This window comes from Micropruina sp., from assembly GCF_047602385.1.
Classification (GTDB): Bacteria; Actinomycetota; Actinomycetes; order Propionibacteriales; family Propionibacteriaceae; genus Micropruina.
The window spans coordinates 95,083-115,913 of the sequence record NZ_JASGHL010000003.1; the positions used below are offsets into that span (position 1 = coordinate 95,083).

General features: G+C 70.4%; 22 protein-coding genes. 4 read left to right on the forward strand and 18 right to left on the reverse strand.

The window, feature by feature from the left end; genetic code table 11:
- Positions 1-25: 25 nt before the first annotated feature.
- From QM711_RS09870 to QM711_RS09885, 4 genes are all read right to left on the reverse strand, one after another.
- Positions 26-274 (reverse strand): DUF1272 domain-containing protein, encoded by a 249-nt coding sequence (locus QM711_RS09870; RefSeq protein ID WP_415098803.1) that lies wholly within the window; start codon positions 272-274, stop codon positions 26-28.
- Between the two features lie 217 nt (positions 275-491).
- On the reverse strand, positions 492-1,616 hold the full coding sequence (gene dprA / locus QM711_RS09875) for a DNA-processing protein DprA (protein WP_415098807.1): 1,125 nt from the start codon (positions 1,614-1,616) through the stop codon (positions 492-494).
- Positions 1,603-3,147 (reverse strand): YifB family Mg chelatase-like AAA ATPase, encoded by a 1,545-nt coding sequence (locus QM711_RS09880; protein WP_415098809.1) that lies wholly within the window; start codon positions 3,145-3,147, stop codon positions 1,603-1,605. The genes dprA and QM711_RS09880 overlap by 14 nt, the downstream gene beginning before the upstream one ends.
- Positions 3,144-3,509, reverse strand: coding sequence for a YraN family protein (locus tag QM711_RS09885; RefSeq protein ID WP_415098811.1), 366 nt, complete (start codon positions 3,507-3,509; stop codon positions 3,144-3,146). Before QM711_RS09885 ends, QM711_RS09880 begins: the two co-directional genes overlap by 4 nt.
- Before the next feature lie 199 nt (positions 3,510-3,708).
- On the opposite strand from QM711_RS09885, the gene QM711_RS09890 reads away from it, so the two are divergent.
- Genes QM711_RS09890 through QM711_RS09900 form a run of 3 tightly spaced genes read left to right on the forward strand, consistent with a single transcriptional unit; the run spans position 3,709 to position 6,489 of the window.
- A complete protein-coding gene (locus tag QM711_RS09890; RefSeq protein WP_415098813.1) occupies positions 3,709-5,667 on the forward strand; it encodes a histidine kinase in 1,959 nt (652 codons plus the stop codon).
- Entirely contained in the window at positions 5,609-5,854 is a 246-nt protein-coding gene (locus QM711_RS09895; RefSeq protein WP_415098815.1) for a sensor histidine kinase, read from the forward strand. The genes QM711_RS09890 and QM711_RS09895 overlap by 59 nt, the downstream gene beginning before the upstream one ends.
- Entirely contained in the window at positions 5,851-6,489 is a 639-nt protein-coding gene (locus tag QM711_RS09900; protein ID WP_415098817.1) for a response regulator, read from the forward strand. Before QM711_RS09895 ends, QM711_RS09900 begins: the two co-directional genes overlap by 4 nt.
- A 20-nt stretch (positions 6,490-6,509) precedes the next feature.
- On the opposite strand, the gene QM711_RS09905 is transcribed toward QM711_RS09900, so the two are convergent.
- The 14 genes from QM711_RS09905 to rpsP all read right to left on the reverse strand — a co-directional run bounded on the left by QM711_RS09905 (position 6,510) and on the right by rpsP (position 17,530).
- The gene (locus tag QM711_RS09905; protein WP_415098819.1) at positions 6,510-7,973 is read right to left on the reverse strand and encodes a multicopper oxidase family protein; all 1,464 of its coding nucleotides are present in this window, start codon (positions 7,971-7,973) and stop codon (positions 6,510-6,512) included.
- A gap of 1 nt (position 7,974) precedes the next feature.
- The gene (locus tag QM711_RS09910) at positions 7,975-8,451 is read right to left on the reverse strand and encodes a hypothetical protein (protein ID WP_415098821.1); all 477 of its coding nucleotides are present in this window, start codon (positions 8,449-8,451) and stop codon (positions 7,975-7,977) included.
- A 47-nt stretch (positions 8,452-8,498) separates the two neighbouring features.
- Entirely contained in the window at positions 8,499-9,200 is a 702-nt protein-coding gene (locus QM711_RS09915; protein WP_415098823.1) for a hypothetical protein, read from the reverse strand.
- 165 nt (positions 9,201-9,365) lie between these two features.
- On the reverse strand, positions 9,366-9,677 hold the full coding sequence (locus tag QM711_RS09920) for a DUF2469 domain-containing protein (protein ID WP_415098825.1): 312 nt from the start codon (positions 9,675-9,677) through the stop codon (positions 9,366-9,368).
- On the reverse strand, positions 9,674-10,420 hold the full coding sequence (locus tag QM711_RS09925) for a ribonuclease HII (protein WP_415098827.1): 747 nt from the start codon (positions 10,418-10,420) through the stop codon (positions 9,674-9,676). The genes QM711_RS09920 and QM711_RS09925 overlap by 4 nt, the downstream gene beginning before the upstream one ends.
- Before the next feature lie 7 nt (positions 10,421-10,427).
- Positions 10,428-11,180 (reverse strand): signal peptidase I, encoded by a 753-nt coding sequence (gene lepB / locus QM711_RS09930; protein ID WP_415098829.1) that lies wholly within the window; start codon positions 11,178-11,180, stop codon positions 10,428-10,430.
- A gap of 45 nt (positions 11,181-11,225) precedes the next feature.
- A complete protein-coding gene (gene rplS / locus QM711_RS09935) occupies positions 11,226-11,576 on the reverse strand; it encodes a 50S ribosomal protein L19 (RefSeq protein WP_415098831.1) in 351 nt (116 codons plus the stop codon).
- Positions 11,577-11,842: 266 nt separating this feature from the next.
- Entirely contained in the window at positions 11,843-12,601 is a 759-nt protein-coding gene (locus tag QM711_RS09940; protein ID WP_415098833.1) for a succinate dehydrogenase/fumarate reductase iron-sulfur subunit, read from the reverse strand.
- Positions 12,598-14,616 (reverse strand): fumarate reductase/succinate dehydrogenase flavoprotein subunit, encoded by a 2,019-nt coding sequence (locus QM711_RS09945; protein ID WP_415098835.1) that lies wholly within the window; start codon positions 14,614-14,616, stop codon positions 12,598-12,600. Before QM711_RS09945 ends, QM711_RS09940 begins: the two co-directional genes overlap by 4 nt.
- Entirely contained in the window at positions 14,613-15,248 is a 636-nt protein-coding gene (locus QM711_RS09950) for a succinate dehydrogenase cytochrome b subunit (RefSeq protein ID WP_415099960.1), read from the reverse strand. The genes QM711_RS09945 and QM711_RS09950 overlap by 4 nt, the downstream gene beginning before the upstream one ends.
- A gap of 286 nt (positions 15,249-15,534) precedes the next feature.
- Complete coding sequence (gene trmD, locus QM711_RS09955; RefSeq protein WP_415098837.1) at positions 15,535-16,236, reverse strand: tRNA (guanosine(37)-N1)-methyltransferase TrmD; 702 nt, start codon at positions 16,234-16,236, stop codon at positions 15,535-15,537.
- Positions 16,237-16,260: 24 nt separating this feature from the next.
- Positions 16,261-16,785, reverse strand: a complete 525-nt coding sequence (gene rimM, locus QM711_RS09960; RefSeq protein ID WP_415098839.1) for a ribosome maturation factor RimM — start codon at positions 16,783-16,785, stop codon at positions 16,261-16,263.
- A 65-nt stretch (positions 16,786-16,850) separates the two neighbouring features.
- Positions 16,851-17,108, reverse strand: a complete 258-nt coding sequence (locus QM711_RS09965) for an RNA-binding protein (RefSeq protein WP_415098841.1) — start codon at positions 17,106-17,108, stop codon at positions 16,851-16,853.
- 2 nt (positions 17,109-17,110) lie between these two features.
- Positions 17,111-17,530: a 30S ribosomal protein S16 gene (gene rpsP, locus QM711_RS09970; RefSeq protein WP_415098843.1), complete on the reverse strand. Its 420-nt coding sequence runs from the start codon at positions 17,528-17,530 to the stop codon at positions 17,111-17,113.
- 502 nt (positions 17,531-18,032) lie between these two features.
- On the opposite strand from rpsP, the gene QM711_RS09975 reads away from it, so the two are divergent.
- On the forward strand, positions 18,033-20,819 hold the full coding sequence (locus QM711_RS09975; protein ID WP_415098845.1) for a TIR domain-containing protein: 2,787 nt from the start codon (positions 18,033-18,035) through the stop codon (positions 20,817-20,819).
- The last annotated feature ends 12 nt before the right edge of the window (positions 20,820-20,831 follow it).

The following is a 20,831-nucleotide window of genomic DNA, read 5'->3' on the forward strand; positions in this document are numbered from 1 at the left end:
TCCGTGGTCACCGGCCACCCGCGGTTCAGGCGCTGCGCGCCAACAGCCGGCGGGTCTCCGAATGCGGTTGGACGGTCGGCACGTGCATCCGCCGGCTGAAGGAGCGGACCGGCCGCAACTGGAGACTGCCGCCGCAGTTGGGGCAGCCCCCGCTCGGGAACGTGGCCGCGCAGCCGGCGCACCAGGTGCACTCGAACGAACAGATGTAAACACGGTCATCACCGACCGCGAGTTCGCGGCCGCAGCATTCGCAACTGCGGCGATACTCCAACATGGGTCTCGTCCTCTCGTACCGTCGACCTCGAGTCGGACGAGCACCCCAGGCCCCGCACACCGGCCACGGACAGTCGCCGACGACGTCCGGGTAGGTGGAAAAGCTGAAAGCCGCAGCTGGCCGAATCGCCCCGCTCCCCCCGGACTGGAGCGATTCGGTCAACAGCGTCTAGATGTCCCCCCGACGACGATGACTTTAGCGGCACTTTGCTGCCACATCAGTCACCCGCGGGAGTGACAGCCCTCGGGGTGAGCCTCCAGCCAGAACCGCTCGACTCGATCAGGCCGGATTCGGAGATCCGGTCCAGAATCGCGAGGCAGCGACCCAGGCCGAGCCCCGCCCGCAGTGCGACCTCGCCGGCGTCAAGGTCGCCACGGGCGGGAAACGCCTCGTAGACCGCCAGTTCGTCAGTCGAAAGCGCGTCGAGCCGGCGGTGCTGATCGGGTCTGGACGGCGGTTGGCGTCCCAGTGGTCCGACCAGTTCGAGCACGTCGGCCACACCGGTACACAACACCGCTTCGGCATCACGGATCAGCCGGTGCGGGGTGGTGGAGGTGGCGCTGTGCACCGGACCGGGTACGGCGAGCACCACCCGACCACAGGCACTCGCCCAGCTGACGGTGTTGCGGGCGCCGCTGCGCCAGGCCGCCTCGACGATGATCGTCGCCGGGCAGAGCGCCGCGATCAGCCGGTTGCGGGCCAGGAACCGGGCCCGGGTGGGATGCTCCCCCGGCGGTAGCTCACTGATCACCAGTCCCTGCCCGGCGACCCGTTGCAGCAGCGTGGCATTGCCGGGTGGGTAGGGCTTGTCCAGTCCGCCCGCCATCACGGCGACCGTCGGCGCCTCGGTGGCCAGCGCGCCGGAGTGTGCGGCGGCGTCGATGCCGTAGGCGCCACCGCTGACCACACTGATGCCGTGACCGCCCAGACCCGCGGCGAGATCGGACGCCACCGACTGCCCGTAGGGGGTGGCGGCCCGCGATCCGACGATGGCGACGCCACGGGCGGAGGCCTCGGCCAGGACGGCATCCCCTTTCACCCACAGCCCGAACGGTGGACCGCCCATCTCCTGGACGGCGTCCGCCGTCGCCAGGTCGCCGAGCGCCGCGGGCCATCCGTCGTCGCCCGGGATCAGGAAGCGGAGCCGGTTGCGCTCGGCCGACCGCTGCACCAGGGTCAGGTCGAGGGTCTGCGCCCGCCGCGCCCACCGTGACCGGGAGGCCGAGCGGCGCAGCCCGGCGAACACAGCCGATGCTCCATGTTCGGCCACCGCGGCGGTCATCGCGAGATTGCCCGGCTCCACCGCGCAACACAGCGCCATCCGGGCGTCACGCTCGTCCACTTCCCACCTCCGTCAGATCGAGTCCGTGCCGCATGGCCAGGGCGGTGTGCAGATGGTCACGCTCGGGCCGATCGACCCCGGCCAGGTCGGCAAGGGTCCACGAGATTCGGATGACTTTGTCGACGCCGCGAGCCGACAGCCGGCCCCGCGCGACCGCCTCGTCGAGCAGGTCGCTGCCGTGCGGCAGCGGCAGCCGGCGCCGCAGCGCGGGTCCGGGCACCTCGCCGTTGGTGGACCAGCCGTACGGGGCGAGCCGGTGGCGTTGCCGGTCCCTGGCTTCGGCCACCCGCGCCGCCACCACCGCCGAGGGCTCGCCGCCACCGAGTGCGGCCTTGAGGTAGCTGCGCGACATCGGCCGGAGGTGGTGCCGGATATCGATCCGGTCGAGGATGGGGCCCGACACCCGCTCGCCGTAGCGGCGCACCGCCATCGGTGCGCACACGCACTGGGTGCCGGGAGTACCCGCATTGCCGCACGGGCACGGATTGGAGGCCAGAACCAGCTGGAAGCTCGCTGGATACGTCGCCTGCGCGAGCGCACGTCCCAGCACCACCCGGCCCGACTCCAACGGCACCCGCAAGGCTTCGAGCACCCGCGGAGAAAATTCGGGTGCCTCGTCCAGGAACAGCACGCCGCGATGGGCGCGGCTGATGCTGCCCGGCTGGGCGATCCGGGCACCACCGCCGACGATGCTGGCAAGGGACGCGGTGTGATGCGGGTCGGCGTAGGGCGGACGCCGGATCAGGCCGCCGTCGAGCGGCAGCCCGGCAAGTGAATGGATCGCGGACACCTCCAGCGACTCGGCCTTGTCGAGGTCGGGCAGGATGCCCGGCAGCCGTTCGGCCAGCAGCGTCTTGCCCACTCCCGGTGGTCCGTGCAGATAGAGGTGATGGCGTCCGGCGGCGGCGACCTCGACCGCCCACTTGGCCGCCAGCTGGCCCACCACGTCACTTAGGTCTTTCACACCGGCCGGCTCGGCGGCAGCGGACGGCTCGGTCGCCGGCGGCGGTTTGGGCGGCTCGCCGACCAGCACCGCCACCAGGTCGAGCAGGTCGTTCACACCCCACAACGTGAGCCCGTCGACCAGCTTGGCTTCAGCCAGCTGGGCGGCCGGCACCACGGCCGTCGCGAAGCCGGCGGAGAGCGCGGCCAGTAGGGCCGGCAGCAGCCCGCGAACCGGCCGGACCCGGCCGTCCAGACCCAGCTCGCCGAACAGCACCATCCGTTCCAGGACGGCCCGGTCGAATTTGGCGTCGGCGGCGGCCACCGCGGCGACGATCGCCAAGTCGAAGTGTGAGCCCGCCTTCGGCAGCGTCGCCGGCGAGAGGTTCACCGTCACCAGCTGAGCGGGCCAGCCGAGGCCGTGCGCATGCACCGCGGCCCGGCAACGTTCCCGTGCCTCGGCCAGGGCGGCGTCCGCGAGGCCGACGATCACCATCCGCGGCAGCCCGCCACCGATCGCCGCCTCCACCTCGACGATGGTGCCCTCGACGCCGACCAGCGCGACCGAGAAGGCGCGGGCGGGCGTCATTGGCCGACTCCTTCCAGGTGGGTGATCCGGGGACGGCCGTCGCGCGGCAACAGGACGCCGATGGCGTCCAGCCGATACCGCGGCACCCAACTCGGCTGCTCGCCCAGCCAGGTCAGCGCGAGCCGGCGCAGCCGGGCGAGCTTGTCGGCGGTGATCGCCTCGAGCGGGTCGCCGAACCCCGTCCCGGTGCGGCATTTGACCTCGCAGAAGACCAGCACCGGGTTGGGTTGCCCGGTATGGGCGATGATGTCGACCTCGCCGAGGGAACATCGCCAGTTGCGTTCCACGATCGTCCAACCCCGGCCCACCAGATGGTGCACCGCGGCCACCTCACCCGCTCTCCAGACTGCGCTTCTCTCCACGCCTTCAGGATGGGCACCTCGGCGCGAAAGTGTTCAAAATCGTCGCGGCCTGTGGATGAAGCGCTCCTCGGCGCGTGACGAAACCTGGCAGCCCTCGCCACCAGCGCGCCCATCTGGCATGGTGACCTCGACCGGGAGGGAAGCCGTGGGGCCATCGCTGCGAGCCCAGAGTTCCCAGTGGGACGCGCTGGTGATAGCCGTGTTCGCGCTCGTGTCCGCGATGATCTTTCTCGGCGGACGGCTGTCAACACCCGCCGAATGCGCCTGGCTGTCGCCGCATGCGAGTTCGTTCACGGTGGCCGGCGTGGTCCCGCGCGCGGCGGACGGCTGCCCCGTCCCGGCCGGAACCCTGGTGGTGGACGCGCAGGCAGCGGACGGGCACGTCCGCTACCTGGTGCAACCCGGCGACCGCGCCCTCGAACTGGCCCTGAGTTCGGATCGGCGTCCGCTCGCCCTCCGGTTCTGGCACGCGGCCGGGACGCTGCTGTTCGTCGCCGCCCTGTTCGGCCTGTGCGGCTATGCCCTCAGCCGGCGACGCCATGACCCCTCGGCAGGCTCCGGCCTGGTGTATTCCGCAGCACTGCTGGGCAGCACCGTCGTCACGGTGATCGGGCTGCCGCCCTCGGCGGCCTTCGACGGACCGATGCGCTGGCTCTTCGTGGTCAATGTCGGGTTCGTCTACAGCCTGGCCTGGGGAGCGATGACAGCCTGGGCACTCCAGTTCCCGGCGCCGCTCTCGCCCCGGCTGGCCGGATCGCGGGCGCGGATGGCACTGACCTGGCTGCCCGCGCTCGCCTGGGCCGCCGCGGCGGCCGCGCTGGGAGCCGGACGGCCCTACCCGGCCTGGATGGCGACGGCGGTGCCGGTACAGAACGGGATCACCGTCGCCTGCCTGGCTGTCATCCTGACCGCCGTCACGCTCCAGCTGGCCCGCAGCCGCAAGCCCGACAGCGATCCGGTGCAGCGGCAACAGCTGGTCTGGCTGGGCGGGTCGGCCATCATCTCCGGCCTACTGGTCCTGGCCCTGTGGGCGGTGCCCAGCCTGCTGCTCGACGGTCCGTTGCTCCCCGAGGACCTGATCGGGGTCCCCGGGCTGATCTTCGTCGCCGGGCTGAGCGTGGCGATGCTGCGCTATCGGCTGTTCGACCTCGACGTCGTCCTGGCCCGCACGCTGGTCTACTCCGCGCTCACCTTGGCAGCGGTGCTGATCTACCTGACAACGGTGAGCCTGCTGACCGGCTTCGTCGCTGAGCAGCCGGGCGGCATCGCGGTGATCGGCACGGTCGCCGTCGCCGTGGCGGTGAACCCGCTGCGGGTGGGCTTGCAGCAGGTGGTGAATCGCGCCCTCTACGGGGATCGCGACGACCCCTACCGGGCGCTGACCCGGCTCACCGACCTGCTCACCGCCCGAGAGGTGGCCTGGGACGAGGTGGCTGGGGCGCTGCGCGGCGCCCTGCGCGTCCCTTTCGTGGCTCTTGCCGATGACGCCGGCTCCGTGGTCCGCTCGGGAACGGCACCGGCGGACCCGGACCGGATCCTGATCGAGCCGTTGCGGCACGGGGACGCGACCCTGGGCCGGCTCGAAGTCGGCACCCGGGGCCGCGGCGAACGGTTCACCGCGGCCGAACGGCGGCTGCTGCAGGAGCTTGCCGTCCAGATCGCCGTCGCGCGACGCGACGAACTGCTCGACCGCGAGGTCCGGGCCTCGCGCGAACGCCTGGTCCTCGCCCGGGAGGAGGAACGCCGGATGCTGCGCCGCACGCTGCACGACGAGGTCGGGCCGACCATTGCCGCACTCTCGCTGCGGGCCGAGACGGTGAAGAACCTGATCGCCGGCCCCGAGGCGTCCGAGCAAGCCACCCAGGTGCTGGACCGGATCGAGCAGGACGCGACGCACGCAGCCGAGATGGTGCGGCGGCTCGCCTACGATCTGCGTCCGCCCAGCCTGGACGAGCGCGGCCTGGCCGATGCACTCCGCGAGCAGTTCGCCGCCATCGCCCGCCCCACCGTCCACCTCGCGGCCGATCCGCTGGGCACCGACGGCGCCCCGCTGCCGGCCGCGGTCGAGGGCAGCCGCCTACCGGATCGCGATCGCCGCGGTGGGCAACGTCGTCCGGCACGCCGCCGCCAGCACCTGCTGGGTGCGGCTCGGTCGTGAGCCGGGCGGTCTGAAGGTCACCATCGCCGACGACGGGACGGGGCCGCCGGCGGACCTGCGCGCCGGAGTGGGCATCACCGCGATGCGGGAGCGCGCCGCCGAACTCGGCGGCACCTGCACCGTCGCGGAGCGTCCGGGCGGCGGCACGCTGGTCCGCGCCGTGCTGCCGATCGGTGGACCGCGATGACCGGGGAGCCGCTCACCGTGCTCGTCGCCGACGACCATCCCCTCTACCGGGACGGACTGGTCGGGCTGATCGAGACCACCGGCATGGTCGTGGTCGGGCAGGCGTCCGACGGCGCGGAGGCGGTGCGGCTGGCGGCCGAGTTCAACCCCGATGTCGTGGTGCTGGACGTGAGCATGCCGGTGCTGGACGGGATCGAGGCCACCCGGCGGATCGTCGCCGCGAACCCTCAGGCCCGCGTCCTGATCCTCACCATGCTCGAGGACGAGACCGTGATCGAGGCGGTGCGCGCCGGTGCCCGCGGCTACGTGGTGAAGTCGTCCAGCCCGTCGTCGACGCTGGCCGCCATCGCGTCGGTGGCTGCCGGCGACGTGACCTTCTCGGCCGCCCTGGCGCCACGGCTGAGCGAACTGTTCGCCGCCGGCACCCGGCCCCGATCGCCGTTCAACTCGTTGACTCCGCGCGAGCACGAGGTGCTGGAACTGCTCGCCCGCGGCTGGGACAACCCGCGGATCGCCACCCGGCTCGGCATCGCCGACAAGACCGTCCGCAACCTGGTCGCGGCAATCCTGGTCAAGCTGCAGGTGTCGGACCGGGTGGCCGCGGTCGAGGCGGCCCGGCGAGCCGGGCTGGGCTGAGGACGAGCCCAACGACAAGGCTATTCGGGATGGTTGGCGTGCTCGCCGCCGACGATGAACGGGGTGCGGTAACCCTCGTACATCAGATGGGTCATCAGGCCTTCGGCGGCGTGCGGCAGGTTGTGGCAGTGGTCCATCCAGATGCCCGGGTTGTCGGCGACCATCGCCACCTCGTAGCTCTCCCCGTTCTCGACGTTCAGTGAGTCGACCAGCCAGGGGCTACCCGTCGCCCGGACGCCGTCGCGGGCCAGCACCAGCAGGTGATGTCCGTGCAGATGCATCGGGTGCACCTCGCCGCTGACGTTCGACACGCTGAACCGCACCACCTCGCCGACCCGGACCACGAACATCGGCACGTTCGGGAACATGCCATCGTTGATCGTCCACCAGGACCCGGGACGACCGTTCAGCAGCCCGAAGCGGCGTCCGATCCGGTAATCGAACCTGCGGTCCGGCCGGTCGGGGTCGAAGCGGGGCGGCAGCGGGCTGCCGTAGTGCAGCAGGTCGACGAACTCGCGCGGCGCCGGCCCGGACGGCGCCCCGTCCGCGCCCAGCACGATCGATGCCCCGGCGACCTCGACCCGTGCGCCGCCGTCCGGCACCCGGAGCTCCAGATCGGCCCGTCCGCCGGCGGTGACGAGCATCGCCCGGCCGGAGACCGGCGGCGGCTGATTGACCGTGCGGCCGTCCACCGCCACCACCCGGTAGGCGGCGCCGGTGACCCAGACCGGCATGGGCCCCTGATCGGTGTTGATCACCCGGACGCGCACTGTCGCGCCGGCGCGGGCCGACGAACGCACCACGCCGGGGACGCCGTTGATCGTCCTCAGCCCGCCGTAGAAGTGCACCAGCGCCGGCACCTCGACGCTCCGCGGCACGGCGTCCGCGGGGGCCACGATCAGTGCGCCCAGCAGGCCGCCGGTGACCTGCGGATGGGAGAGCTGGTGGGAGTGATACCAGTAGGTGCCCTCCTGCGCGACGAACCGGTAGACGTAGGAACCGCCCAGCCGGATGGCGTCCTGGGTCACCCCGGCCACGCCGTCCATGCCGTTGGGCAGGTCGACCCCGTGCCAGTGCAGCGTGATGCCGCCGGGCACATTGTCGTTGGTCACCCGGACCTCGACCAGGTCACCGGTGCGCGCGTTGATGGTCGGACCGGGCGTGCTGCCGTTCAGCGTGTAGCCGTCGAACTCGGTGACGCCGGGAAGGTTTACCCGCTGGGCCCGGGCCACCAGGTCGACGCGGACATCGGCCGGACGCGCCGGGTCGGGAACCAGCTGAGTGACCGGAATCCCTCCCGCCGAGTGATCGTGGCCGTGCGGCGTCGGAGCGGACGGCCCACCGCCGTAATCGGGGTATCCCATCGAGGTCATCGGATAGCTGCCGGGCAGCAGGCTCGCCGACCAGAACCAGGTGGCGCCGGCCAGCACGATCGCGGCCGCCGCGACCGCCACCCAGCCGGGGCGGCGCGGCCGTCCGGTCACCTCAGGCCTTGGCCAGGTCGCTCGCCTCGGCGTCCGAACCGGCGAGCACCACCGGCGGCCGGACGACACGAGCGGCAACGATTGCGCAGCCGAACAGGATCAAGGCGTTCAGCCCGTGGAACAGGGCGAGCAGTGGCAGGCCGTGGCCTTCGTAGCCGAGGGTGATCTGGATCGCGACCACCACCAGGACGATCACGGCCCAGCGGACCGCACCCTTGACCCGGACGAAGAAGGACACCACCAGCAGGGCCAGCGCGACCGCCGGGATGACCATTCCCCCGTTGATGCCATGGACGATGAAGCCCACCACCTCGGGGAAGGGCGGCGGGCCGCCGATGTCCTCCATCATCGACTTGTCCACCACTCCGCCGTTGGCGATGAAGAAGCCGATGCCGGCGGACGCCCAGGCGTGCGAGGCGGCCTGCACCCCGACCAGGACGGCGATGGCGTAGGCGAGGATCCGGTAGGTCGTGATCATCGGGTGGTCCTTTCCGGGACCGGACGCCGCGGCGTCCGGAAGTGGGATCAACGCGCGGCGTCGGTGCGCCGCAGGTGCCGGCCGAGCAGGATGTACCAGAGCGGCCAGACCAGCCAGGCCACGCCGCCGCAGGCGACGCCGGGAATCAGCAGCAGGTTGGCCGCGGTCGAGCCGAACGGCAGCAGCAGCGAGGCGCCGACCAGCACCATTCCGGCCAGCAGCGCGAGACCCGTGGTGAGGCCGAAGCGCCAGATCGCCGCCGGCACCCGCGGGTCACGGGCCCAGGTACGACTCAGCCACAGCATCCAGGCGCACTGCAGCACGATCGCGACCATCGAGATCGCAGTCGACGGCTCGAACGGCAGCACCCTCACCACCAGCAGCAGGCCGGAGACCGCGCTGACCAGGCTGGCGACCGCCGTCGTCCGGACGAAGCCGCGTGCCAGCCGGGAGCGTGCCGCATTCCGGCTGATCCGGGGCAGGACGAGAGTGAGCAGGATGTTGCCGGCAGCCGCCAACGCGTCGTTGATCGGGCCCCAGGGCGCCGTGCTGCCGCCTTGGGCGAGCGAGACGAACATCACGATCAGGAAGCCGCCGGCAACCAGGTTGACCACGCCCAGCGCCACCGAAACCTTGCCGGTGGCCCGATCCGGCGCCGGGCCGAGCACCATAACCACGACCGGCTCGGGACTCTGTTCGTCGGGCGCGTCCGAGCCCGTGGAAACTGTGGGTTGCTCGGCTGTGTTCATGGCATCCACCATCGGACGGCGATGTCCCGGGCGTCACGGGACATCCGTCCCGGGGGTTCAGGAAGTTTGCTCAGGTCGATCCGGTGACGGGGTTCGACAAGCTCGACCAGCGGCGCTCGCCCGGGTCCTCGACACGCTCGGCCAACGGAACGCTCGGCGGTGCCCTCAGAGGCTGTCGGGCACCTTCAACTCGCTGTGCGCGATCTCCTCGATCGAGACGTCGCGGAAGGTGAGCACCTTGGCAGACTTCACGAACCGTGCCGGGCGGTACATGTCCCACACCCAGGCGTCCCCCATGGACACCTCGTAGTAGACGTCGCCGCCCTCGGTGCGCACCTTGAGGTCGACCGCGTTGCAGAGGTAGAAGCGCCGTTCGGTCTCCACCGCGTAGGTGAAGATCCCGACCACGTCCTTGTACTCCCGGTACAACTGGAGTTCGAGTTCGCTCTCGTACTGTTCAAGATCCTCGGCGCTCATAGCGTCGCCACTCTATCGCGAATGAGAAGGTTGCCGGCTGAGGCCGGTTCCGCGGTCCGGGACCACGCCGGAGCCTCGTCCCCGTCCGGCCGGTCACCACGGCCCGCACTGGCCGCCGCCCGCCGGACGTTCTCGAACCTCCAGCGGTGGATCTCGCAGGGACCGTTGGCGTCCAGGTGCTCTTGGTGCAATGGCGTGCAATACCCCTTGTGGACGTCGAAACGGTAGTGCGGCCAGCGTTGATGGGCAGCGGTCATCAACCGGTCTCGGGTCACCTTGGCGATCACGGACGCCGCCGCAACGCAGCCCGCCACGGCGTCCCCTTTCCAGACCGCGAGCGACGGCGCGCCGAGGCCGTCCACCCCGAAGCCGTCGGTGAGCACGAAATGTGGCGCCACGCCCAGCCGCCAGACCGCCCGCCGCAGCGCCTGGATGTTCGCCACGTGCATGCCCAGCCGGTCACACTCGCCCGGCTCGATCAGCACCACCGACCAGGCGACAGCCTTGACCAGGATCTCGTCATAGCAGCGTTCGCGTTGGGCCGGGGTGAGCAGCTTGGAGTCCTTCAGCCCGCTCACCTGGGCGCCGGGGGTGCTTCCGAGGATCACCGACGCGGCCACCAGCGGTCCCGCGCAGGCCCCGCGTCCGGCCTCATCGGCCCCGGCGATCAGGCCGAAGCCGGCCCGGCGGAGCGCCCGCTCGTAGCCGTACAGCCCTGCGTCCCTGCGCACCACGAACGGCATCGCAGGCTCAGCAGACGGGTATCGGCCCGGTGATGACCGGTCGGTCCGGTGCGGGCGAGGTGGCGGCGGGCACCGTGGCGAAGGTGTCGGGGCGGGACAGTCCCCGCCAGCGGTCGAACGGGAAGACGATTGCTATGGCCGAGCCGACCACATCCGCGCTGGGCACGAAGGCGGCGAGACCGCCGGTGCCCTCGTTGAGGTGGCAGCGCGAATCCTGGGAGTTGTTGCGATGGTCGCCCATCACCCAGATCCGGTCCTTCGGCACCACCACATCGAAGGGCATGGTCGATGGCTCCACGGTCTGCCCGCCCTCGGCGTACAGGTAGGTTCCCTCGTCGAGAGGCTGGCCGTTGACGGTGACCCGGCCTTGGGCGTCGCAGCACTTGACGTGGTCGCCGGGCAGCCCGATCACCCGTTTGATCAGGTGATTCGAGCTCTCGTCCGGGGCCAGGCCGATGAAGATCAGGGTTTTGCGGACCGGATCGGTCTCTTCTTCCGGATCGGCCAGCCAACCCTGGGTGTCCCGGAACACGACGATGTCGCCGCGCGACCAGCCGGCGACCTTCTGCACCATCACCCGGTCCCGGATCAGCAGGGTGTTCTCCATCGATCCGGACGGGATGACGAACATCTGGGCGAGGAACAGCCGCAGCAGGGTGGACGCGATCAGCGCTCCGACCACCACGATGGCGATCTCCTTGGCCCACACGCCGACCACCCGGCCGGCCGATGGCTTGGCCGTGGGGGTGGACTCACTCACCGCGGAACTCCTGCCTCTGATCGTGCCCGCAGTACCAGGGACGGCTCAGCGGTCGCGCTTTTCCTTGATCTTCGCAGCCTTACCGCGCAGGCCGCGCAGGTAGTACAGCTTGGCCCGGCGGACGTCGCCGCGGCGCTCGACCTCGATCTTGTCGATGATCGGGGAGTGCAGCGGGAAGGTCCGCTCGACGCCGGTGCCGAAGCTCACCTTGCGGACGGTGAAGGCTTCGCCGATGCCGCTGCCGGTACGGGAGATGACCGCACCGGCGAACACCTGGATCCGGGAGCGGTTGCCCTCGACGACCTTCACGTGCACGCGGACCGAGTCGCCGGGACGAAAGTCCGGGACGTCGGAGCGCAGGGAGGCCTCGGTGATCTCGGCAACGAGCTTGTTCATGTCTTGTTTCCTCGCCGGTGCCACAGGACACCTCGTGGTTGATTCGGAGTGTGGTGCGGAGGCCTTCCCCCTGTGGCAGGGGCGTCCGGCACCGAGGGTCAAGTCTGCCACAGCCGCTCCCCCGGTCCGAAATCGGCCTCGGGGATCCCCGCCCCGCCCACTCACCGCTCGCCGAACCATTTGGGCTCGCTGAGTTCGGCGAGCCCCAAATAGTTAGGCGAGCGGTGGGGATGGAGCGGGCCGAGCGGATGGGGGTGCGAAGCGGGCTACTTGTCGCGCTTGAACAGCGAGGTCATCAGGTCGCGGTTCAGCTGGCTGATGGTGTCCAGCGGGATGCCCTTGGGGCAGACCGCCGCACATTCGCCGATGTTGGTGCAGTTGCCGAAGCCCTCGATGTCGTGCTGGGCCACCATGCCCTTGACCCGCGACCAGCGCTCCGGCTGGCCTTGGGGCAGCATCGCCAGGTGGGTGATCTTGGCCGAGGTGAACAGCATCGCCGAGCCGTTCGGGCAGGCCGCCACGCAGGCGCCGCAGCCGATGCAGGTGGCGGCGTCGAAGGCGCGGTCGGCGTCCACCTTGGGCACCGGGGTGGCGTTGGCGTCCTGGGCGGCGCCGGTGTTCACCGAGATGTACCCGCCGGCCTGGATGATCCGGTCGAAGGCCGTCCGGTCGACCACCAGGTCCTTGATCACCGGGAAGCCGCCGGCCCGCCACGGCTCGACGTCGATGGTCGCGCCGTCGGCGAACGAGCGCATGTGCAACTGGCAGGTGGTGGTCGGCACCGGCGACGACCCGCGTCCGTGCGCCGAACCGTTGATCACCACACCACACATGCCGCAGATGCCCTCGCGGCAGTCGTGGTCGAAGGCCACCGGCTCGTCACCCTCGATGGTCAACTGCTCGTTGAGCAGGTCGAGCATCTCCAGGAAGGACATGTCCGGGCTGACGTCGGCCAGCTGGTAGGTCTGCATCGCGCCCTTGGCGCCGGCGTTCGCCTGCCGCCACACCCGCAGAGTGATGTTCACTTGTAACTCCGTTGCTTCAGCTCGATGAACTCGTAATCCAGCGGTTCCTTGTGCAGCACCGGGACGTCTCCGGTGTACTCCCAGGCCGCGACGTAGAGGAACTGGTCGTCGTGCCGCAGCGCCTCCCCGTCCGGGGTCTGCGATTCGGCCCGGAAGTGGCCGCCGCAGGACTCCCGCCGGTGCAGCGCGTCGATGCACATCAGCTCGCCCAGTTCGATGAAGTCGGCGACCCGTCCGGCGCGCTCGAGGGTCTGGTTGAACTCCTCGTTCTGGCCGGTCACCTTCACATCGCGCCAGAACTCCTCGCGCAGCTCACGGATCAGCCCGATCGCCTTCTTCAGGCCCTCCTCGGTGCGCTCCATGCCGCAGTACTCCCACATGATGTGGCCGAGCTCTTTGTGGAAGGAATCCACGGTGCGGCTGCCCTGGATCGACAGCAGCGTGTCGATCCGCTCCTCGACGCTGCGCACCGCAGCCACCACGTCGGGGTGATCGGGGCTCAGCTTCGGGAACGGCGCGGCGGCCAGGTAGTCGTTGATGGTGTTCGGCAGCACGAAGTAGCCGTCGGCCAGGCCCTGCATCAGCGCGGACGCCCCGAGCCGGTTCGCGCCGTGGTCGGAGAAGTTGCACTCCCCGGTCGCGTACAGCCCGGTGATCGAGGTCATCAGGTCGTAGTCGACCCAGACGCCGCCCATCGTGTAATGCACCGCCGGGTAGATCCGCATCGGCACCTCGTAGGGGTCCTCGGCGGTGATCTGGGCGTACATGTCGAAGAGGTTGCCGTACTTGGCCGCCACCGCGTCCTTGCCGATCCGCTTGATCACCTCGGCGAAGTCGAGGTAGACGCCGCGGCGGACCATGTTCACCGAGCCGTCCGGCTGCTTCTCGGCGACCGCCGGGCCGACGCCGCGTCCCTCGTCGCACATGTTCTTGGCCTGCCGGGACGCGATGTCACGGGGCACCAGGTTGCCGAACGCGGGGTAGATCCGCTCCAGGTAGTAGTCGCGGTCCTCTTCGGGGATCTGCCGCGGATCCTTATCGCAGTCCTCGGCACGCTTCGGCACCCAGATCCGCCCGTCGTTGCGCAGCGACTCGCTCATCAGGGTCAGCTTGGACTGGGTTTCGCCGTGCACCGGGATACAGGTCGGGTGGATCTGGGTGTAGCACGGGTTGCCGAAGTAGGCGCCCTTGCGGTGCGCCCGCCAGCCGGCGGTGACGTTGCAGCCCATCGCGTTGGTGGAGAGGAAGAAGACGTTGCCGTAGCCGCCGGTGGCCAGCACCACCGCGTCCGCCAGGTGGGTCTCGATCTCACCGGTGACCATGTCGCGGGCGACGATCCCCCGGGCCCGGCCCTCGGCGACGATCAACTCGAGCATCTCGTGCCGGACGTACATCGTCACCGTCCCGGCCGCGACCTGCCGTTCCAGCGCCTGGTAGGCGCCGATCAGCAGCTGCTGGCCGGTCTGGCCGCGGGCGTAGAAGGTGCGCTGCACCTGGACGCCGCCGAACGACCGGTTGTCGAGCAGTCCGCCGTACTCGCGGGCGAACGGGACGCCCTGGGCGACGCACTGGTCGATGATCCGGGCGCTCACCTCGGCCAGCCGGTAGACGTTGGTCTCCCGGGCCCGGTAGTCGCCGCCCTTCACCGTGTCGTAGAACAGCCGGTAGACCGAATCGTTGTCGTTGCGATAGTTCTTCGCCGCGTTGATGCCGCCCTGCGCAGCGATCGAGTGGGCGCGGCGGGGGCTGTCCTGGTAACAGAAGTTCAGCACGTTGTAGCCGGCCTCGCCCAGGGACGCCGCCGCCGCACCGCCGGCCAGGCCGGTGCCGACGATGATCACCGTCAGCTTGCGCCGGTTGGCCGGGTTGACCAGCTTTGCCTCGAACTGCCGCTTGGCCCACTTGCCCTCGATCGGGCCGGCCGGCGCCTTGGCGTCACGCACCTCGGCGCCCTCGTGCCAGTAGTCGACACCGGCGGGTGCCAGGTCACGCTCAATGGTCTGGGTCGCCATCACTTCACTGCTCCGAACAGCACCGCGACGGGTGCGATCATGAATCCGACGTACAACAGGATCGCCACCGCGTAGGCGAGGATGTTCCACCACGTGCGGCTGGTCGCCGAGGTGTTGGCGCCCAGCGTCGCGAACGCGCTCCAGAACCCGTGCCGGATGTGCATGCAGACGGTCACCATCCACAGCGCGTAGGCCAGCACCAGCCACCACAGCTGGAACGACAGGACGAACATCTCATACGGGCCGGACTCGCTGGTGAATCCGGTCTTGATGGTCTGGGAGGTGAACTGGAGCAGATGGAAGACCAGGAACCCGGCCAGGATCACCCCGCCCCAGCGCATCGTCCGCGCCGAGTAGGTCTGCTGGATCGGCTTCGAGGTGACGTACTTCGAACCCCGCGCCCGCCGCGCCCGCACCGTCAGGGTCGCCGCCGACCAGATGTGCAGCACGATCGCCGCCAGCATGAACGCCCGGAAGATCCAGATGAACCAGCCCGAGGGAACGATCGGATAGAGGATGTCTCCCTTGAGCCAATGGGCGTAGTGATCGAAGGATTCGGCACCGAAGAAGACCTTCAGGTTGCCGTACATATGCATCAGCAGGAACCCGATCATGATCAGGCCGGTCACCGCCATCAGGAGTTTCATCGCCACTGACGAGCGAACCGCCCGAGCACGTGGGGAAAGAGTCGTCGTCGCCACGGAAGCCACCCTATTCCCCTTGCGACGGCCGCGTTGGCCGGTACGTCAATGTCGTCGGGACTGAGACGCACGGTCTCGTGACTCGACCAGTCGCGGCGACCGGGAGCCTCTCAGCGGGCAGCAGGCCGTGGCGTCCGGACAGTTCGTGTCCCGGTGCGGGAGCGGGCCCATGCCCGGCCTTACCGCGTATCGACGCGTGGCGCCGGCGGAGCGGCGCGGCTCAGAGCAGGTCGGGACGCCGGTCGCGGGTGAGCTCCTCGGCCCGGGCCCGCCGCCATTTGGCGACCTCGCCGTGGTGACCCGACAGCAGCACCTCGGGCACGCCCAGCCCACGCCAGGTCTCCGGCTTGGTGTAGGTCGGGTACTCGAGCAGGTTGTCGTGTCCGGGGGCGTGCGACTCCTCGATCAGTGACGCCGGGTTGCCCAGCACCCCTGGGAGCAGCCGAACCACAGCTTCGACGATCGCCAGCGCGGCCACCTCTCCCCCGTTCAGCACGTAGTCGCCGAGGCTCACCTCGGCGGTCCGCATCCGGGTGGCAGCGTGCTCGACGACCCGGGCGTCGATGCCCTCGTAGCGCCCGCAGGCGAAGATCAGCCGGCGCTCCGCCGCCCACTCGTGGGCGATCGACTGGCTGAACGGCGTCCCGGACGGCGTCGGCACGATCAGCACCGGCTCGTCCGCCTCGTGCCCGGGCAGGGCCAGCAGCTCGTCCAGCGCCTCGCCCCACGGTTCGGGCTTCATCACCATGCCGGCGCCGCCGCCGTAGGGGGTGTCGTCGACGGTGCGGTGCCGGTCGTGGGTCCATCGGCGCAGGTCGTGCACGGCGGCGTCCACCGTGCCGGCACGGATCGCCTTGCCCACCAGCGACAGCTGCAGCGGTGCGAAGTACTCGGGGAAAATCGTGACGATGTCGAGCCTCATCAGCCCTCCTCTTGTCCGTTGCCGCTATCCGTCTTCGGTCGCCCCGGAATCGAACAGTCCGGGCAGATCGACCACTTCGACGAAGCCGCCGGTCAGGTCGACCACCGGCACCAACTCGGTCACGAACGGCACCAGATGCTCACCGGTGGCCGAGCGGACGACCAGCAGATCCTGCGCCGGGTTGTGGACCACCGAGGCTATCCGACCGAAAGTGGCTCCGCCGACCCGCACCTCCAGACCGGTCAGCGCCGCATCGTGGAAGTCCCCGGAGCCGTCCTCGCCGGGCTCCACCCGTGCCCACAGCTCGGTGCCGCGCAGCGTCTCGGCCCGAGACCGGTCGGCGTAGCCGCGGAAGGCCACCAGCAGCACGCCGCCCTGCCAGCGACTGGTGACGACGTCCAGGTGGCCGCCCTCCGTGCCCGTGCTCAGCCGGGCACCGGGCGCGAACCGCTCGTCCGGGAAGTCGGTGTGCAGCCGGATCGTCAGTTCGCCACGCAACCCGTGCGGGCGTCCGATCGTGCCGACCACCACATCGACGGTTGCGGCCATCACTCCTCCTGCGGAGAACCGGGAACGCCCCCGAGCAGGCTCGGGGGCGTCCGGATGGTTATGGATCAGCGGCGGCGCTGACGCTGGCGGCGGTCGACGTCGACGAAGTCGACCCGCACCGTCTCGCGTCCGGCCAGGGCACCGACCACGGTGCGCAGCGCCCCGGCCGTCCGGCCCTGGCGTCCGATCACCTTGCCGATGTCCTCGGGGTTGACCCGCACCTCCAGGGTGCGCGGACGGCGCCGGTCGGAATCGGAGACGCGAACGTCATCCGGATTGGCGACCAGGCCGCGCACCAGGTGCTCCAGTGCGTCGGCGAGCACGATCAGGCCTCGTCGGCGGCGTCGGCCGCGTCCGAATCGGCCTTCTTCTTGCCCTTGCTGATCGCGCCGGACGCCGGGGCGTCGTCGGCCTCGGCCAGCGCGGCGTTGAACCGGGCGACCTTGTCGGCCTTCTCGGCCTGCGGCGCGATGCCGGACTCCGAGGCGTCGCCGGTGAACTTCTGCCAGTCACCGCTGCGCTTGAAGATGGTGACGACGGCTTCGGTCGGCTGGGCGCCCACGCCGAGCCAGTACTGCGCCCGCTCGGAGTCGACCCGGATCACCGACGGGTCGTTCTTCGGCTGGTAGAGGCCGATCTCCTCGATCGCCCGGCCGTCGCGCTTGGTGCGCGAGTCCATGACGACGATGCGGTAGTGCGGCGAGCGGATCTTGCCGAGCCGCTTCAAACGAATCTTGACAGCCACGTGTGTGGTTTCTCCTGTGGGAAAGCCTGGGCAACGTCTGCCAGGCTGGGCGGGTGAGGCCGGCGTCCATCGTGGGGAATGGCTGCGAGTCTCGGGTGGACCGTCCGAACCGGCGATGAGAGGGCACCGACGCGGACGACGCGCCCAACATTGTGCCAGATCGCTCCCGGAAACCGCGAACCGGTTCCTCGACGCCCGGGGACGGTTCTCCGGCGTCCGAGGTTCGCATGCCCGGGGACGGTTCTTTCCGTTCGAACCTCGCACACCCGGGGACGGTTCTTTCCGTTCGAACCTCGCACGCGCAGAACCGTCCCCCGAGGTGCGAGAACCGCACGCGCAGAACCGTCCCCCGAGGTGCGAGAACCGCACCGGAAGAACCGTCCCCCGAGGTGCGAAAAGCGCACCGGAAGAACCGTCCCCCGGCATGCGAGTTGCCGGGGTGGGGTCCCGGGCCCGGCGTCCACTCGGATATCTTGTGGCCGATCCGGTGAAGGGTGATGCCATGGCGCAGTGGGACGCGTTCATCTCCTACGCACGCTCGGCGTCCACGCTGGAAGCCCAGAAGCTGCAGACCGCGATCCAGACCTTCGCCAAGCCGTGGCACCGGCTGCGGGCCGTCCGGATCTTCCGCGACGACTCGTCCATGTCGGCGAACCCGGCGCTGTGGTCGACCATTGAGCAGGGGCTGCGGGAGGCCCGCTGGCTGGTCGTGCTGCTCAGCCCCGCCGCCGCGCGTTCGGAGTACGTGGCGAACGAGATCCGGTGGTGGCTCGAGCACAAGGACGCCGCCGCGATCCTGCTGGTCCACGACGAAGGCACCCTGGCCTGGGACCGGGTCCACAACGACTTCTCGGACGCGACCGATTGCGTGCCGGCGCCACTGCGGGGAGCCTTCCGAGAGGAGCCGCGGTGGAGCGACCTGAGCTGGTTCGACGAGCCCGGGTCCTCCGGTCCCGCCGATCCCCGGTACCGCGAGCGGGTGGCGGATCTGGCGTCGGCGATCCGCGGTGTTCCGCGCGACGAACTGCTGGGCGACGATGTCACCCAGCACCGGCGCAGCTGGCGGCTGGCGAAACTCGCGATCGGCGGCCTGAGCCTGCTGCTGATTGCGTCGGTGGTCGCGAGCATCATCGCCATCGCCCAGCGCAACGAAGTGGCCCGGCAGGCGAACAGCCTGCTCGCCCGGCAGCTCGCCGCGACCGCGGACACCCTGCTCACCCGGGATCTGCGTCGCGCCCAGCTGCTGGCCGTCCGGGCCTACCGGACCGACCCGACCACCACTACCCGCTCGGCACTGCTGCGGGCCGGTCTGGCCAGTCCTGCCCTGCGCCGGGTGGTGCCCTTCGACGCACAGATCAGCACCGTCGAGGCGTCCGCCGACGGCAGCTTCGTGGCAGTGGGATTGATCTCCGGCGAGGTGTTCGGCTGGAATCTCGCGGCCGCCGCCCCGGTCGCACGGTTCCGGATGCCGAACCGGATCCTGGCCGTGGGCGTCAGCAACGACGGCACCGTCCTGGCCGCGACCGACGGAAGCTCGGCCTACGCGACCGCGGCCTCGGGGCTGGCCAGCGTCGCCTTGCCGCCCGGACGACGTCCGCAGGCGATCGCCGTCAGCCCGTCCGGCACGGGTGTTGCGGTGTCCACCATGGCCGACCAGCAGCGGGAGATCACTCTGGTTGACCTGCCCGCCGGGCGGCAGAGCACCGTCCCCGACCCGCTCGCACGGCTCGGTGCCGGCACCGATGAGCTTCGGTTCCTGGCCGATGACCGGCTGCTCGCCGAAGGCGGCAGTGGCGTCGAGGTACGGAGCTTTCCGGGCTTCGCCCGGCAGGTCCGTGGCGAGTTCAGCTACGGCAACCATCAGCTGCGTGGACGCCTCTCCGGTGACGGCCGCTTCGCCACCGCGACCAACGGAGAGGCCGAGGTGCCGGTCTGGTCGGTGACCGGCGATCCGAACCGTCCGACCCGCTACGCCTACCTTCCGATGACCAACACCGCGGCCTCCGCGCTGGATCACGACGCGGGCCTGCTGGCGGTGGCGGACGCCGACGGCATCCGGATCGCCACGGTGCGGGAAACCCGCGCCCCGGCGGGCTTCGGGCATCCCGTCGCCCCGCCGATCACCCTCGTCGGGCTGTCCGAGGCGAACTGGCGAGGGCTGATCTTCCTCGGCGGCACCCGGCGGCTGCTCGCGGCGTCCGGCTCGGACCTCAGCCTGTGGGATCCGGATTCAGTAGGCCGAAGCGCCACCTCGGACGCGATCGAGCTGCCCTTCTCGTGCGTCGCCTGCCAGCCGCCGATCGTCCAGCTCTCTCCCGACGGCGGCGGCATCGCCGTGCTGGACGGGCTCACCGGCACCACCGCGGTCCGGAACGTGCCTGGCCAGTCCGGTGCCCTGATCGGCCGCTACGCCCCCGGCACGCCGGTCGGAAGTCTGGCGCCACCGCTCTGGCTGGCCGATGACACGGTGCTTCAGCTGGCCTCCGGCAGCCGCAGCGGGGCGCTGGACGGACCGCTGCCCGGGTTACCGGAGGGTTTCACCGGCTGGGCGATCGGACGTCCGGACGCCCCGATCGCGGCCCTGCGGGCGTCGCCGGACGGGGCAACCGTGCTGGTGGTCGCCGGCGACGGCTGGATCGGGCGGTACCAGGCCCGCACCGGGCAGTTGCTGGCAGAGGCCCGGATGCCCGGCGCCGACCTGGTCGACGACGTCGGCATCAGCCCTGATCTGGCAACGCTCGCGGTTCGGCGTCGGGACGACTCCGCCATCGTCGTCATCGACGCCGCGACGGTCGCGGAGCGGTTCCGGGTGGGGTCCGCCACGCGGGCCGCAGAAGATGCAGTGTTCGGCGCCGGCTCACTCTGGGTCCGGTACGCCGGCGGCGAGGTCGAGAGTGTGGACCCGCGCACGGGCACCCTGCAGCGGCGGCTGCCGGGACGCTTCTTCGGCTACGGCGCCCCGGTGGCCTCCGACACCTTGCTGGCGATCCCGACCGACGTCGGCGTCAGCCTCTACGACATCGCGGACGGCGCTCCGCTGGGCACCGTCGACTTCCCGGCAGACCGGCGGGCCAGCAAGCGAGGAATCGGCTTGAGCGCCGACGGCTCCCGGCTGGTCACCGTCTTCGAGGGATCCGGAGACGACGACCACGGGCTTGTGGTCGGCACGGTGCTCGACCCCGAGAACCTGGTGGCGACGGCCTGCCGGACCTCGGGCGGCAACCTGGGCCTCGAAGACTGGCGGCTGCTGGTCGGCGGCGATCCCCCGGCAGACCTGACCTGCCGGTAGGAGATCGCTCAC

What these genes read in the sequence shown, in the direction of transcription:
- QM711_RS09870 (WP_415098803.1), bottom strand. Translation starts at nt 274, where the DNA reads ATGTTGGAGTATCGCCGCAGTTGCGAATGCTGCGGCCGCGAACTCGCG.
- QM711_RS09880 (WP_415098809.1), bottom strand. Translation starts at nt 3,147, where the DNA reads ATGACGCCCGCCCGCGCCTTCTCGGTCGCGCTGGTCGGCGTCGAGGGC.
- QM711_RS09900 (WP_415098817.1), top strand. Translation starts at nt 5,851, where the DNA reads ATGACCGGGGAGCCGCTCACCGTGCTCGTCGCCGACGACCATCCCCTC.
- QM711_RS09910 (WP_415098821.1), bottom strand. Translation starts at nt 8,451, where the DNA reads ATGATCACGACCTACCGGATCCTCGCCTACGCCATCGCCGTCCTGGTC.
- QM711_RS09915 (WP_415098823.1), bottom strand. Translation starts at nt 9,200, where the DNA reads ATGAACACAGCCGAGCAACCCACAGTTTCCACGGGCTCGGACGCGCCC.
- QM711_RS09920 (WP_415098825.1), bottom strand. Translation starts at nt 9,677, where the DNA reads ATGAGCGCCGAGGATCTTGAACAGTACGAGAGCGAACTCGAACTCCAG.
- QM711_RS09925 (WP_415098827.1), bottom strand. Translation starts at nt 10,420, where the DNA reads ATGCCGTTCGTGGTGCGCAGGGACGCAGGGCTGTACGGCTACGAGCGG.
- rplS (WP_415098831.1), bottom strand. Translation starts at nt 11,576, where the DNA reads ATGAACAAGCTCGTTGCCGAGATCACCGAGGCCTCCCTGCGCTCCGAC.
- QM711_RS09950 (WP_415099960.1), bottom strand. Translation starts at nt 15,248, where the DNA reads ATGGCGGTGACCGGCCTGATCATGATCGGGTTCCTGCTGATGCATATG.
- trmD (WP_415098837.1), bottom strand. Translation starts at nt 16,236, where the DNA reads ATGAGGCTCGACATCGTCACGATTTTCCCCGAGTACTTCGCACCGCTG.
- rimM (WP_415098839.1), bottom strand. Translation starts at nt 16,785, where the DNA reads ATGGCCGCAACCGTCGATGTGGTGGTCGGCACGATCGGACGCCCGCAC.
- QM711_RS09975 (WP_415098845.1), top strand. Translation starts at nt 18,033, where the DNA reads ATGGCGCAGTGGGACGCGTTCATCTCCTACGCACGCTCGGCGTCCACG.